At 73.4% G+C, this 12,944-nt stretch carries 12 protein-coding genes; 5 read left to right on the forward strand and 7 right to left on the reverse strand.

What is annotated here, in order from left to right:
* Nucleotides 1-185 precede the first annotated feature (185 nt).
* From OG455_RS39705 to uppS, 3 genes are read left to right on the forward strand one after another with little or no spacing between them, the layout of a single operon-like run.
* On the forward strand, nucleotides 186-485 hold the full coding sequence (locus tag OG455_RS39705; RefSeq protein ID WP_266301631.1) for a PadR family transcriptional regulator: 300 nt from the start codon (nucleotides 186-188) through the stop codon (nucleotides 483-485).
* The gene (locus OG455_RS39710) at nucleotides 482-1,291 is read left to right on the forward strand and encodes a hypothetical protein (RefSeq protein ID WP_266301632.1); all 810 of its coding nucleotides are present in this window, start codon (nucleotides 482-484) and stop codon (nucleotides 1,289-1,291) included. The genes OG455_RS39705 and OG455_RS39710 overlap by 4 nt, the downstream gene beginning before the upstream one ends.
* On the forward strand, nucleotides 1,284-2,054 hold the full coding sequence (gene uppS, locus OG455_RS39715; RefSeq protein WP_266301633.1) for a polyprenyl diphosphate synthase: 771 nt from the start codon (nucleotides 1,284-1,286) through the stop codon (nucleotides 2,052-2,054). Before OG455_RS39710 ends, uppS begins: the two co-directional genes overlap by 8 nt.
* A 77-nt stretch (nucleotides 2,055-2,131) precedes the next feature.
* On the opposite strand, the gene OG455_RS39720 is transcribed toward uppS, so the two are convergent.
* Nucleotides 2,132-2,731 (reverse strand): N-acetyltransferase, encoded by a 600-nt coding sequence (locus OG455_RS39720; protein ID WP_323185677.1) that lies wholly within the window; start codon nucleotides 2,729-2,731, stop codon nucleotides 2,132-2,134.
* Nucleotides 2,732-2,796: 65 nt separating this feature from the next.
* On the reverse strand, nucleotides 2,797-3,270 hold the full coding sequence (locus tag OG455_RS39725) for a GNAT family N-acetyltransferase (RefSeq protein ID WP_266301634.1): 474 nt from the start codon (nucleotides 3,268-3,270) through the stop codon (nucleotides 2,797-2,799).
* A 241-nt stretch (nucleotides 3,271-3,511) separates the two neighbouring features.
* Here OG455_RS39725 and OG455_RS39730 point away from each other — a divergent pair, with 241 nt between their 5' ends.
* On the forward strand, nucleotides 3,512-4,990 hold the full coding sequence (locus OG455_RS39730; RefSeq protein WP_266301635.1) for a VWA domain-containing protein: 1,479 nt from the start codon (nucleotides 3,512-3,514) through the stop codon (nucleotides 4,988-4,990).
* Nucleotides 4,991-4,992: 2 nt separating this feature from the next.
* Nucleotides 4,993-5,961, forward strand: a complete 969-nt coding sequence (locus OG455_RS39735) for a peptidase (RefSeq protein WP_266301636.1) — start codon at nucleotides 4,993-4,995, stop codon at nucleotides 5,959-5,961.
* A 109-nt stretch (nucleotides 5,962-6,070) separates the two neighbouring features.
* Here the strand turns inward: OG455_RS39735 and OG455_RS39740 are convergent, their stop codons facing one another.
* From OG455_RS39740 to OG455_RS39760, 5 genes are all read right to left on the reverse strand, one after another.
* A complete protein-coding gene (locus OG455_RS39740; RefSeq protein WP_266301637.1) occupies nucleotides 6,071-8,299 on the reverse strand; it encodes a SpoIIE family protein phosphatase in 2,229 nt (742 codons plus the stop codon).
* A gap of 237 nt (nucleotides 8,300-8,536) precedes the next feature.
* Nucleotides 8,537-9,391 (reverse strand): carbohydrate ABC transporter permease, encoded by an 855-nt coding sequence (locus OG455_RS39745; protein WP_266301638.1) that lies wholly within the window; start codon nucleotides 9,389-9,391, stop codon nucleotides 8,537-8,539.
* Entirely contained in the window at nucleotides 9,391-10,269 is an 879-nt protein-coding gene (locus tag OG455_RS39750) for a carbohydrate ABC transporter permease (protein ID WP_266301845.1), read from the reverse strand. The genes OG455_RS39745 and OG455_RS39750 overlap by 1 nt, the downstream gene beginning before the upstream one ends.
* 166 nt (nucleotides 10,270-10,435) lie before the next feature.
* Nucleotides 10,436-11,710, reverse strand: a complete 1,275-nt coding sequence (locus OG455_RS39755) for an extracellular solute-binding protein (protein ID WP_266301639.1) — start codon at nucleotides 11,708-11,710, stop codon at nucleotides 10,436-10,438.
* 705 nt (nucleotides 11,711-12,415) lie between these two features.
* Nucleotides 12,416-12,901, reverse strand: a complete 486-nt coding sequence (locus OG455_RS39760; protein WP_266301640.1) for a cupredoxin domain-containing protein — start codon at nucleotides 12,899-12,901, stop codon at nucleotides 12,416-12,418.
* Between the last annotated feature and the right edge of the window lie 43 nt (nucleotides 12,902-12,944).

Genomic DNA, 12,944 nt, shown 5'->3' on the forward strand with positions numbered 1-12,944 from the left:
CCGCAGCACCGCGGCTGCGGCCGGCCGCGCCGCGCGCCCGATCGGCGGTGCGCCCGACCGGCGGTGCGTCGACATGAGGGTGCGTCACATTCTCTCGCACGACAGGCGATGGTACACGCCACGTACTTCGTGGCGCGTACTTCATGACGCGTAGTAGGGTGCGGCTTCAGAACGAGAGGAGCGGCATGCAAGCCAACGATGCCCAGACGCTGGTGCTCTGCGCACTGGCCGACGGACCGCTGCACGGCTACGCCATCAACGCGGCGATCGAGGAGCTGACCGGGGAGCGGCTGGGGCCCGGCAGCCTGTACGGGGCACTGGCCAGGCTGGAGTCGAAGCAGTTGATCGAGCCGCTCGACGGACAGGGACGCCAGCGGCCGGTGCGGCTGACGCCGGTGGGCCGCGAGGTGCTCGAACGTGAACTGCGAACGATGGCGCGGGTGGCGAACGCGGGGCTGCGCAGCCTGGGGGTGAACCCGGCGTGAGCGTCGTCGCCAGGAGCCTGGTCAGGCTCTATCCGGATGCCTTCCGCGAGCGCTGGGGCGCCATGGTGGAGGAGGAGGCCCAGGGCGCGGGCTGGAAGTCGTGGCCCAACCTGATCGCGGGCATCGCCGACATGTGGCTGCACCCGGCGGTCTGGCCCGCCGACTCGCCGGCCCAGCGGCAGCGGCGGGTGGCGACCATGGGCATCACGGTCGCGCTCGCCGCCTGGTTCTTGAGTCATCTGGTGGCCGAGCAGGGCGGCCCACTGCCCGCCGACGGCGTCCGCGGGGACATCATGCACGGCTGCACCACCCTGCTGCTGCTCGGGATCGCACTGGTCGCCCCCAGGCCCCGGCCCAGCCTGGGCGCCGCGATCACGCTGCTGCGCTGGGCGGTTCGGCGCCTCGCCGCCCCGACAGTGCTCGGCACGAGCATGGTGGTCGTCGTGCACAGCGGCCTCGACCCGGCGGCCTCGCCGCCCACCCTGCGGACCGCCGTGGTCGTCGGCTGGTGGATCGCCCTGGGGCTGGGCGCGATCCAGATCCCGCGGATCTTCACCGGCGTCGGCGCGGAGGCGGTCGTGCCGCCGCACGCCGGACGGCTCCGCCTCGGTGTCCGGACGCTGGCCGCCGCCAGCGCGACCGGGGGCGCGACCATCCTCGGCGTCTCCGTGGCGGGCGGCGGCTTCCATCTACTCGCCGCCACCGTCGGCGTGGGCCTGCTGCTGCTGACGGCCCTGTGCGCGGGCACCCTGCGCGACCTGCGCGACCTGACGGCGGCTCACCACCTGGACGGACCTCATGCCTGATTTCCTCCGCACCCTCTACACCCGCCGCCTTCGCCGCCAGGTCACGGCAGGCCCGCTGCCCAGGCACGTCGGGCTGATCATGGACGGCAACCGCCGCTGGGCCCGGCAGATGGGCATGGCCAACCCCAGCCTCGGCCACAAGGTGGGCGCCGAGCACGTCGAGGAGGTGCTCTCCTGGTGCGAAGCCCTGGGAATCAAGCACATCACCGTCTTCGTCTGCTCGACCGAGAACCTGCAGCGCCGCGGCGACGCCGAGGTCGCCTTCCTGATGGAGGTGATCGAACAGGTCGTCACCGACCGGCTCACCAGGCCGGACGCCCGCTGGCAGGTCCACCTCGCCGGCATGCTCGACGCCCTGCCCGACAGCACGGCCCACGCGCTCAAGGAGGCGGTCGAGGCCACCCGCACCTGCGCCACCGGGGCCCACGTCACCCTGGCCGTCGGCTACGGCGGCCGGCAGGAGGTCATCGACGCCCTGCGCGAGCTGATGCACGTGCGGGCCGAAGCCGGCGAATCACTGACCGACGTCGCCGACACCCTGACCGTCGACGACATCGCACCGCACCTGTACACCGCCGGCCAGCCCGACCCCGACCTGGTCATCCGCACCAGCGGCGAACAGCGGCTGTCGAACTTCCTGCTCTGGCAGAGCGCCTACTCGGAGCTGTACTTCTGCGAGGCCTACTGGCCCGCGTTCCGCGAGATCGACTTCCTGCGTGCCGTCCGCAGCTTCGCCGCGAGGCAGCGGCGCTACGGCGGCTGAGGAGCGGCTGGGCCCCCGACCCACGGACGCCCCTGGCACGGGACCACGTGGGTTGGGAGCACGCCGGCGGGCGACCCTCAGGCCTGCGGGTCGCGCAGCCCGACGCAGTCGAAGGCCCAGAACGGCTCCGAGTAGACGAACGTGCCCGTCATCCACGGCTCGTGGGCGGAGAGCCGGGCGACCTGGAAGGCGGCCTCCGGGATGCGCAGCGACGGTGAGCGGAAGCCCAGCGGTCCGGCCGGCTCGAAGCCGCGCGAGCCGTAGTAGCGGGGCGAGCCCTCCAGGAAGACCAGCGGCTCCCCCGCCTGCTCGGCCGCCGCGAGGGCGTGCCCGACGAGCCGGGTGCCGATGCCCTGCCCCTGGTACTCGGGGAGCACCCCCAGCGGCGACAGGGAGAGGACGTCCACGATCCGGCGCGGCGCGTCCAACCGCGTGGCGCTCAGCATGACGTGGCCGACGACCCGCTCCCGCAGGGTGGCGACGAAGCCGATCGGCGCCCGCACGGCAGTGGCCGCCCGCAGGGCCGCCACCAGGCCCGGCACCCGCTCGGGATCGCCGTAGGCGCGTGCGTGGAGCTGGTGCACGGCGTGGCGGTCGTCGGCGGTCTCCGGCCGGATCAGCACCTCGGCGCTGTCGAAGGAGGTCTCGGCGCCGGGAGCGCTCTCGTGTGTCGTCATGGCTGGGAGGGTAGGGCTCGGATGGCGGCCGGGCGAAGCAATTACGGGAGCGGTTACGGGAGCGGTCACGGGAGCCGCAGGATCGTCTCCTCGATCTCGGCGTGCCGCGCGGGCGCGTGGGAGATCTCGGTCCCGATGACCGTGAAGCCCGCCCGGCGCAGCACCCGGAGCGATCCGAGGTTGTCACTGGCCGCGCGGGCGTGCAGCGGCCGGAGCGGCACGATGTCGAGCAGCAGGGCCAGGGCCCGGCCGGCCACCCCCTGCCCCCAGGCCGAGCGGTCGATCCAGTAGGTGATCTCGGTGTCGCCCTCGCTGACGAAGGCGGCGATGCTGCCGACGAGCCGCCCGCCGCGTGTCACCGCGCGCATGGTGACGTCGGGAGCGGCCCGCACCTTGGACAGCCAGCGGTCGAACGCCTCGCGGTCGTCGGGGTCCTCGGCGGTGAAGGCCGCCATCCGGGCCGCCTCCGGATCGCGCATCTGGTCGAACAGCTCGTCCGCGTCGGCGTCGTCGATCAGCCGCAGTGCCACCTCTGCCATCGGTGCTCCCCGCTCCGTCCGGTCACCGGGCGAACGTACCAGCGGCTGCCGACACCGCGGCCCCACCCGGTCCCCGGCTCTGCCTGGCGGGCCCCGGGTGCCACGGCCGGGGGGCCGGGACGCTACGCTCCCACCTGCGGCTTCGGCACAACGCTGGGCACGGCGCTGGGCACGGCACTGGGCACGGCACTGGGCACGGCACTGGTCAAAGGGGCGAGCTGACGGTCCGTAGGATGCCGCCGTGAAGATCAACCGACGACGACCGATCAGGGCGGCGGGCTTCCTCGCTGCCCTGGCGATATCCGCGGCCTCGCTGCTGTGCGGCCTGCCGGCCCAGGCCGCCACGCCCAGCGCCGCCGCCACTCCCCCGAGCGCCGCCTCCCCGAGCACCCCGAGCACCCCAGCCTCCCCGAGCACCGCGAGCACCCCGGCCGCCCCGAACGGCGACGGCACGGCGAACAGCGACGGCGGCGCCACCACCGAGGCCCCCAAGGTCGACCTGGTGCTGGACGTCAGCGGCTCCATGAGCACCGCCGACATCCAGGGCCGCAGCCGGATCTCAGTCGCCCAGCAGTCCATCGACGAGGTGATCGACGCGCTGCCGCCGGAGGCCGAGTTCGGCATCCGCACGCTCGGCGCGACCTACCCGGTGAGCGACAAGACCGACGGCTGCAAGGACACCCAGGTGCTCTTCCCGGTCGGCAACACCAACAAGGTGGAGGCCAAGACGGCCGTGGCCACCCTGCGGCCCACCGGCTGGACGCCGATCGGCCTGGCGCTGCGCGGCGCCGCGCAGGACCTCGGCACCGGCCAGGCCACCCGCCGGATCGTGCTGATCACCGACGGCGAGGACGACTGCGCCCCGCCCGACCCGTGCGACGTGGCCCGCGAACTGGCCGCCCAGGGCCTGCACCTGGTGGTCGACACGCTCGGTCTGGCGCACGACGACCAGGTCCGCCAGCAGTTGCTCTGCATCGCCAACGCGACCGGCGGCACCTACACCGACGTGCGGACCCAGCAGCAGTTGACCGACCGGGTCAAGCAGTTGGTCACCCGCTCCGACCAGACGTACCGCCAGACACCCGCGCAGGTGGCCGGGACCGACAGCTGCGCCAACGCGCCGGAGCTGACGCCCGGGGTCTACGCGGACCGGGAGAAGTTCTCCGAGCACCGGGTCTACCGGGTCGCGGTCAAGTCCGGCCAGGAGTTGCGGGCCGCGGTCAGCGTGACCCCCGACCGCGCGGTGGCACCGGACTACGGCGTGCTGCTCCAGGCCACCGACGGCACCGGCCAGGAGCTGGTCCGCGGCACCGACGCGGGCAGCGGGCGCACCGACGTGGCCTCCACCGGCCTGCGCTGGTCGGCCACGGGCTCCGCCACCGCTACCGCTTCCACTTCCGCCTCACCTGACTCCGGCTCCGGCTCCGGCACGGGCTCAGGCACGGGCACGGGCACGGGCACGGGCACCGACGGCGTGCAGCAGGTCTGCCTGATCGTCAGCAACTCCTTCGCCCCGCAGCCCGGCGTGCAGACCGACCCCGGTCTGCCGGTGGAGCTGACCGTGGACGTGGTGGCGGCCTCGCCCGCGCCCGCCGGTCCGGCGCTGGGCCTGGGCCGCGGCTGGATCCTGCTGCTGGTCCTGACCGGGGCCGGCCTGCTGACCGGCCTGGTCAGCGGCTGGGTGGCACGCTGGCGGATCGCTGTCTGGCAGGAGAACTGACGATGCGCGCACCTCTCAAGGCCGGCCTGCTCGCCCTCGGGCTCGGGCTCGGGCTCACCGTGTTGGCCACACCGGCCGCACCGGTGGCGGCAGCCGCCGCGCCCTCCCCGTCGAGCTCCGTCCCCGGCTCCCCGGCGCCGGCCGGCAGCACCGCCCCGGCCACCACCTCGGGCACCTCGTTCCTGACCGCGACCACGCTGGCGCCCGGTCAGGACGCCGCCGTGACCGCCTCCACCGGCGACTACCTGTACTGGGCCTTCGCCGCCTCCGCCGGGCAGACCGCGACCGCGCAGGTCACCGTCACCCTCCCGGCGGCCACCGACCGGCACGGACCGCAGACCTGGTCGCTGGAGGTCTTCGACGGGCTGCGCCGCCGCCAGGCCTGCACCGCGGGGCCGCAGAACGCGAGCGCCGACCAGAGCACCGGTTCGGTCACCGCGAGCTGCACCCTGCGCCAGATCCGCGGCTGGGCCGAGCCGTGGTCCGGGGATCCGCTGCCGGGCACCTACTACCTCCGGCTGTCGGTGAGCGACGTGCCGCAGCAGGACCTCGGTCTGGCCGCGCAGGTGGCCGTGCACGTCAGCGCCACCGGTGGCGCTGACGACGCCCAGCCGGAGGGCGGCGACCTCAAGGCGCCGCTGGTGCCGCCGGTCAATCCGGGCAGCACCACCGCCCCGGGCTCGGCCGCGGCACCGACCACGGCTCCCGCCCCGAGCGCGAGCACCGCACCGACGGCGGGGACCCTGCGGGCGGCCGCGCCGGTCAAGGCGGTCTCGCACTGGTACTCCGAGCTGTTCTCCGGCTGGAACACCCGCTGGTTCTGGACCATGGGCGGCGGCGTCCTGGCCGCGCTGGCGGGGGTGGCCGGCTACCGGTTCACCCGCCACCCGCGCCGCCGGCGCCTCTTCGGCGCCCCGCCGCCGCCGAGGCGGCCCGAGCCCGCGGCACACCACGAGCCGCAGCGCTTCTGACGCTCCGCCGGAAGCGCGTCTGACGCTCCGTCAGACCCGCTCGGGCCCACCGTCGAGCAGGGGCCGGGGTCCGGTCGAGTCACCTCGACCGGACCCCGGTCGTTCGCGTTCACTCCCCTGGCTCGCCCGGAGCCCCCGGCGCCCCCGACTCACGCGGCTCCACCGGCCCCACCGGCCCCACCGGCCCCACCGGCTCGACCTGCGCGATCAGCAGCGCCACGTCGTCGGGGTCGTCCGGGTGGCGCAGCGCGGTGAGCAGCCGGTCGCAGGTGGGCTCCAGCGCGAGCCGGGGGCCGGCGAGCAGGTCCAGCAGGGTCCGCAGCCGCTCGTCGATGGCCTGGTCGCGGGTCTCCACCAGACCGTCGGTGTAGAGCACCAGCCGGTCCTCGGGCGCCAGGCCCAGGGTGGTCGCCTCGAACGGCACGCCGCCGACCCCCAGCGGCGCGCCGGTGGGCAGCTCCAGCAGCAGCGGGGCGCGCCCGGTGCCGACCAGGACCGGTGGCAGGTGCCCGGCCGTCGCGATCCGCAGCCGGCCGCGGTGCGGGTCGAGGACGGCGTACACGCAGGTGGCGATGGTCTCCTCCAGGCCCTGGGTGATCCGGTCCAGGTGGTGCAGCACCTCGGCGGGGTCGAGGTCGAGCCCGGCCAGGGTGCGGGTGGCGGTGCGCAGTTGGCCCATGGTGGCGGCGGCGTTGATGCCGCTGCCCATCACGTCGCCGACGACCAGCGCCGTCCGCTCCCCGGAGGCCGGGATGACGTCGAACCAGTCGCCGCCGACCTCGCCCGCCGCCGCCGCGGGCTGGTAGCGGTAGGCGACCGTGAGGCCCACGGGCTGCGGCGGCTGGTGCGGCAGCAGGTGGCGCTGCAGGGTCAGCGCGGCGTGCCGCTGGCTCTGGTACCAGCGGGCGTTGTCGATGGCCACGGCGGCGCGGGCGGCCAGTTCGCCGGCCAGGAGCACGTCGTCCTCGTCGAACGGCAGCGGGTTGCGGGTGCGCTTGAGGTCCAGGGCGCCGAGCACCTCGCCGCGGGCGATCAGCGGCACGGCCAGGTAGGAGTGCAGGCCGGCCCGGGCGAGCACGGCGGCGGCCTGCGGCGAGCGGGCGATGTGCGGCAGGTCGGCGGCCCGGACCCGGGGCACCAGGACCGGGCGGCCGCCGGTCACGCACCGGGTGACCAGCCGGTCCGCGCCGTAGCTGGCGATCTCGCCGGTGGGGTCGGCGGCCCGCACCGCCTCCTCGTCGGGGTGGGAGGCCGCCACCGCGAGCGCCCGGAAGGTCCTGGGCGCCGCCTCGGCGGGCGTGCCGGCGGGCGCGCCGGCGGCCTGGCGCCGGGTGAGGACCGAGTCGAGCACGTCCACCGCCGCGATGTCGGCCAGGCCGGGGCGGTCGGCCACCACGAAGTCGGCCAGCTCCCGGGCCGTCCGGTCCAGGTCGAGGGTGGTGCCGATCCGCACCGAAGCGCGGGCGATCAGGGCCAGCCGGCGCCGGGCCGCCGTCGCCTCGGTGGCCGCCCGGTGCTGGTCGGTGACGTCCACCACCGAGGTCGCCAGGCCGATCACCCGCCCCGCCGGATCCTCCAGGCGGAAGTACGAGGCCCGCCAGGCGTGCTCGGCCTCGGGGGCGGCGCGGGTGCGGCCCACGGTGAACTGGTCGACCAGTGCCGTGCCGCTGGCCAGGACCTGGCGCATCGCACTCTCGACGGCCTCGACGTCCAGGAACGGCAGCGCCTCGCGGACGGTGCGTCCCAGGTGCTGGTCGGCCGGCAGCGCGTCGATGCGTTCGAGCGCCGGGTTGACCAGCACGTACCGCAGGTCGCTGTCCAGCACCGCGAGCCCGATCGGGGACTGGGCCACCAGCCGCACCGAGAGCGCCAGGTCGCGCTCCACCCCGCGCAGCACGGCCTCGTCGGTGGCCAGGCCGAGGGCGAACCAGTCGCCGTGCCGGTCCTGCAGCCGCATGTTGCGGAACTCCACCGGGCGGGTGCTGCCGTCCTTGTGCCGGACCGGGAAGACGCCGGCCCAGGTGCCGCCCTCGGTCATCACCCGGGCGAAGACCGCCAGGATCAGGTCGACGTGCTCCTCGGCGACCAGCAGCGGGGCGGCGAAGCGGCCGAGCGCTTCCTCGGCGCTCCAGCCGAAGAGCTGCTGCGCCTGCGGGCTCCAGAGCACGATCCGCCCCTGCGCGTCCAGCACGGCCGCCGCCACGCCCAGCACGTCCAGCAGACCGCCGGGCTCGGACGGGCCGCCCCGGGCCCGTCCGAGCCGCTCACCAGCGGCGGCACCAGGGGCTCCCGGGGGCTCGGCGGGCTCGTGGGCACCGGCCGCGTCGGACACGCTCATCCCAGGCCCTCCTTCCGCGGGCACCGGAGGGCGCTGCCCGCGCCCTCCGGTCCGCCGGTCGTCCGCGCCCGTTCCGCGCGCCGGCCTCCATCGTCTCTCGCACCGGCCCGGCGGACAGCGCGGACGCGGCAGGGCCGAGCGGGAGCGGGCGGGCGGGGCCGGGCGGGGAGCAGGCGGGCGGGGAGCAGACGGGACCCGGTCACTCTCCGCGACCGGGTCGCGACGGCCAGAACGGAGCTACTTGACGGAGCCCGCCGTCAGGCCGGAGACGACCTGCCGCTCGATGAAGGCGAAGAGGAAGATCACCGGCAGGATCGCCACCACGGAGCCCGCGAACAGGTAGTTCCACTGCACCGTGTAGTTGCCGATGAAGTTGTTGATACCGACGGTCAGCGGCTGGCTGGACGGCACGGTGGTGAGCCGCAGGCCCATCACGAACTCGTTCCAGGCGGAGATGAAGGTGAAGATCAGCGCGGTGACGATGCCCGGCATCGCGAGCGGCACGGTGACCCGGCGCAGCGCGCCGAACCGGCTCAGGCCGTCGATCAGGGCGGCCTCCTCCAGCTCCGCCGGGATCGAGGAGATGTAGGCGGTGAGGATCCAGATCGCGAACGCCAGGTTGAAGGCGGCGTTGCAGATGATCAGCGTCCAGACCGAGTTGAGCATGTCGAGCTGGAAGAACTCGCGGTAGAGGCCGACCAGCAGCGAGGTCGGCTGGAACATCTGGGTGACCAGCACGAGCAGCATGAAGAGCTTGCGGCCCCGGAAGGTCATCCGCGCGGTGTAGTAGGCGGCCGGCAGCGCGACCGCCAGCACCAGCAGGGTGGAGCCGCCGGCGACCTCCAGGGTCACCCGCAGGTTGGTGCCCAGGGTGGACTGGCGCCACACGTCGACCAGGTTGTTCCAGGCGAAGTGCTTGGGGAGGAAGGTGGCGTCGCGCAGCTCGTCGGCCGGGCGCAGCGCCGTGATCACCATCTCCAGGTAGGGCAGCACGAAGAGGGCGGCCAGCAGCCAGGCCACCGCGGTGATGACCAGGGTCCGCGGGCGGAGGGTGCGGCGGCGTGCGGGGGTGGTGAGTGCCTGGTCAGTCATCAGCTTTCCTCGTTCCAGCGGCTGACCTTGAGGAAGGCCAGGACCATGACCACGATCAGGGCGAAGTTGACGACCGACATCGCGGCGGACTCGCCGATGTCGGTGTCCATCAACTGGTAGGCGTAGACCGTCGTGGTGGCGGTGGCGCTGTCGGGGCCGCCCTTGGTGGTGCCCCAGATGACCGGGAAGGAGTTGAAGACGTTGATCAGGTTGATCACCAGCGCGACCAGCAGCGAGGGGCGCAGCAGCGGCAGGGTGATCAGCCGGTAGGTCTGCCAGGTGCTGGTGCCGTCGACCTTCGCGGCCTCGTAGACCTCGCCGGGGACGGTCTGCAGGCCGGCCAGGATCGTGTAGGTGGTGAAGGGCAGCGAGACGAAGACGGCGATCGCCACCATCCACGGCTTGGCCGTGCCCGGGTCGCCCAGCCAGTCCTTGGGGCCGTTGATCAGGTGGAGGTCGACCATCACGGTGTTCAGCACGCCGGCGGTGCGGTCCAGCATCCACCGGAAGCCGATGGAGGTCATCAGGACCGAGGCGGCCCAGGGCGCGATGAGCGCCCAGCGGGTCAGCCGCCGGCCGGGGAAGTTCTGGTTGAACAGCTGTGCCAGAGCCAGCGATATCAGCATCGTCAGGACCACGACCGCGATGGTCCAGATCACCGTCCAGACCATCACCGAGGCGAAGTCCGGCTCCTGGAAGAGCTTGGTGTACTTGGCGAACCCGGCTGTGCCGCGCACGAAACCGCTGGCGCTGATCCGCAGGAACGAGGTGTGGACCATCTCGTAGACGGGCCACAGGACCACGAACAGGATCAGCACGACGGCGGGGGCGATCCACGGGAGCGGGCCGAGCCGGGCGAGCCCGCGGCCGGTGCGCACGGTCGGCGGTTGGCCCTGACGGGCGCCTCGGGCCCGTCGGGTGAGCTGGGTCAGCGACACGGGTATGGCCTTTCTGCGCGCGCGGCGGCGCCGGCGGCCGCGCGGTCTGCGGACGGTACGGGGGGCGGCGGCAGCAGCCGCCCCCCATACCGCGGTTGACGGTGGATCAGTTGTTGGAGGCGGCGTCCTGCGCCTGCTTCTGCAGGTCGCCCAGGACCTTGGCCGGGTCACCGGTCACCGCGGTGCCGCCGCTCTTCTTGATGGCCGCCGAGACGGTGTCCCAGGTGGTGTTGCCCAGCGGGTAGAACTCGGCGTTGGGCAGCAGGGCGAAGAACGGCGCGAGGTCGGCGTGCTTGCCGCTGTTGGTCATGTCGGTCAGGGTGTCCTGGGTGACCGGCATCAGGTTGTAGGTCTCGTCGAACTTCAGCGTGTTCTCCTTGGAGTACGCGAAGTCGAGGAACTTCTTGATCTGGTCCTGGTGGCCGTTCTTCTTGAAGGCCATCATCCAGTCGGCCACGCCCAGGGTGGACTTGAGCGGGCCGGTCTTGCCGGGGATCGGCGCGACGCCGTAGTCGACCTTGCCGTCGGTGGACATCTGGATCAGCGAGGGGTGGCCGTTGAGCATGCCCGCCTTGCCCGCGGCGAAGTCCGCGAAGGCGGTCTTGCGGTCGGTGGTGGCCGGGTTGGCGTAGGTCAGGCCCGGGTCGACCAGGTTGGTCTTGAGCCAGGAGAAGGTGTCGATGTTCGCCTGGCTGTTGAGCGCGTACTTGCCGGAGGCGTCGGTGGGGCCGCCACCGTTGCCGAGCTCCCAGATCATGCTCTCCGCCTGCGCCTCCTCCGGGCCCAGCGGCAGCGCGTACGGGGTCACGCCGGGGACCTTGGCCTTGATCTGGGCGGCGTCGGCGGCGACGTCGGCCCAGGTCTGCGGCGGGGCGGCGATGCCGGCCTGGGCGAAGATCGTCTTGTTGTAGAAGAACGCGCGGGCCGAGGAGACGAACGGGATGCCGTACTGGGTGCCGCTCACCTCGCCGGCCTTGGCGAAGGAGGGGATGATGTTGGACTGGGTGCTCGGCGAGAGCACCGAGGAGGCCGGGTAGAGCAGGTTGTCGGCGACCTTGTCCGCGTAGCCGCCGGTCTGCAGGACGTCCGGGTAGTTGCCGCTCTGGATCATCGTCTTGACCTGCGCGTCGATGTCGTTCCAGTTGATCACCTGGACGTCGACCTTGATGTTCGGGTTGCTCGCCTCGAAGCTCTTGGCCACGTCGTTCCAGTACAGCGAGGAGCTGTTGGACGCCTTGTCGCCGTAGTCCGCGGCCACCAGCTTGATGGTCACCGGACCACTGGCGGAACCACCGGAGCTGCCGCCGCTGCTGCCGCACGCGGCGAGGGCCAGGACACCGACGGTGCACAGGGCCGAGAGGTGGAGAACGTTCTTCTTCAACGTGGTTACCGCCTTGGACGCATGGACTGCCTGGGGCGAGGTCCGTCATAGGGATGGGGGGAGCCGGCGCCTCCGCAGTGGGAGGTCGTCGGGGCATGGCAGGTCGAGCGGGCGGCGCTGGCAGCGCCGGGGACGTACGGGGGTGCCGGCCGGACGGTCTCGCGTCGGCCGCGACGGGGGCCCGACCGCGTTGCGGGTGGCTGCGGTCCGGGTGAACGGGGCACGGCGGCCCCGCACCATCAGATTGCCCGGAGTTCGGATGCAGGTCTACACCAGTTATCGATTCGTGCGAGTCCGTTGCACAGCGCGCAACGACGGAAACGGAATCGCCGCCGGAAGCCGGCAAAGGTCCGGACCAAGTCCCCTGTGGCGGCCCGGCGCAGGGGTGCTGACGGCCCGCGGGGGCGAACTGGTTCACCGTCGGGTGGACCAATCGGCGCGGCGCCTCCGAGCGGGGCGGCTGATCGCGTGTCACGGTGACTTGTCGTCACTTCGGCGGTCCGGGCGGCGCGGGCACGCGGGGGGCGGCGGGCGCTCGGGGCCGCAGGCGCTCGGGGCCGCAGGCGCTCGGGGCCGCAGGCGCTCGGGGCGGCGGGGACGCGGTCGGCCCCCGGGTGCTCGTGGCACGTCCGGGGGCCGACAGGGGTGGTACGCGGGGCGCAGGTCGCGCTGGGGGTGCTGGGGGTGCTGGTCGCGCTGGGGGTGCTACTGCACCGTGAGGGTGCCCAACATGAACGGGTGGATCGTGCAGTCGTACGGGTAGCTGCCCGCGGCGGTGGGGGCGGTGATCGTCGCCGACTTACCGGGCTGGAGGGTGCCGGTGTCGAAGGTGGCCTTGCCGCCCGTGGCGGTCAGGGTGTGCGCGGTGGAGTCCTGGTTGGTGACGGTGATCGTGGCGCCGGGCGCGACGGTGAGGGCGGCCGGGCTGAAGGCGAAGTTCTTGATGGTGACCGTCAACGCCGCCGTGCTCGACGCCGTGCCGGACGCCGAGGCGGACTCCGAGGCTGACTCCGAGGCTGACGCGGAGGCCGTGGCGCTGGGGGCGCCGGTGGTCGGCGCGGCACTGGTCGGCGCGGTGGAACCGGCCGCCGATCCCCCGCCACTGCTGGAGCAGCCCGCCAGGCTGAGCAGCGCGAGGACGGCGCCGGCCGCCACAGTGGCCCGCCGGGGCCGGCGGAGGGTGTGGAACATCGGGGTGGCCTTTCAGGGGGACAGCCCCGGCAGGGCCGCGCCG

Source organism: Kitasatospora sp. NBC_01287, from assembly GCF_026340565.1.
GTDB lineage: Bacteria > Actinomycetota > Actinomycetes > Streptomycetales > Streptomycetaceae > Kitasatospora.

Coding starts and splice junctions, on each gene's coding strand:
- OG455_RS39705 (WP_266301631.1), top strand. CDS start 186: ATGCAAGCCAACGATGCCCAGACGCTGGTGCTCTGCGCACTGGCCGAC.
- uppS (WP_266301633.1), top strand. CDS start 1,284: ATGCCTGATTTCCTCCGCACCCTCTACACCCGCCGCCTTCGCCGCCAG.
- OG455_RS39720 (WP_323185677.1), bottom strand. CDS start 2,731: ATGACGACACACGAGAGCGCTCCCGGCGCCGAGACCTCCTTCGACAGC.
- OG455_RS39725 (WP_266301634.1), bottom strand. CDS start 3,270: ATGGCAGAGGTGGCACTGCGGCTGATCGACGACGCCGACGCGGACGAG.
- OG455_RS39735 (WP_266301636.1), top strand. CDS start 4,993: ATGCGCGCACCTCTCAAGGCCGGCCTGCTCGCCCTCGGGCTCGGGCTC.
- OG455_RS39740 (WP_266301637.1), bottom strand. CDS start 8,299: ATGAGCGTGTCCGACGCGGCCGGTGCCCACGAGCCCGCCGAGCCCCCG.
- OG455_RS39745 (WP_266301638.1), bottom strand. CDS start 9,391: ATGACTGACCAGGCACTCACCACCCCCGCACGCCGCCGCACCCTCCGC.
- OG455_RS39760 (WP_266301640.1), bottom strand. CDS start 12,901: ATGTTCCACACCCTCCGCCGGCCCCGGCGGGCCACTGTGGCGGCCGGC.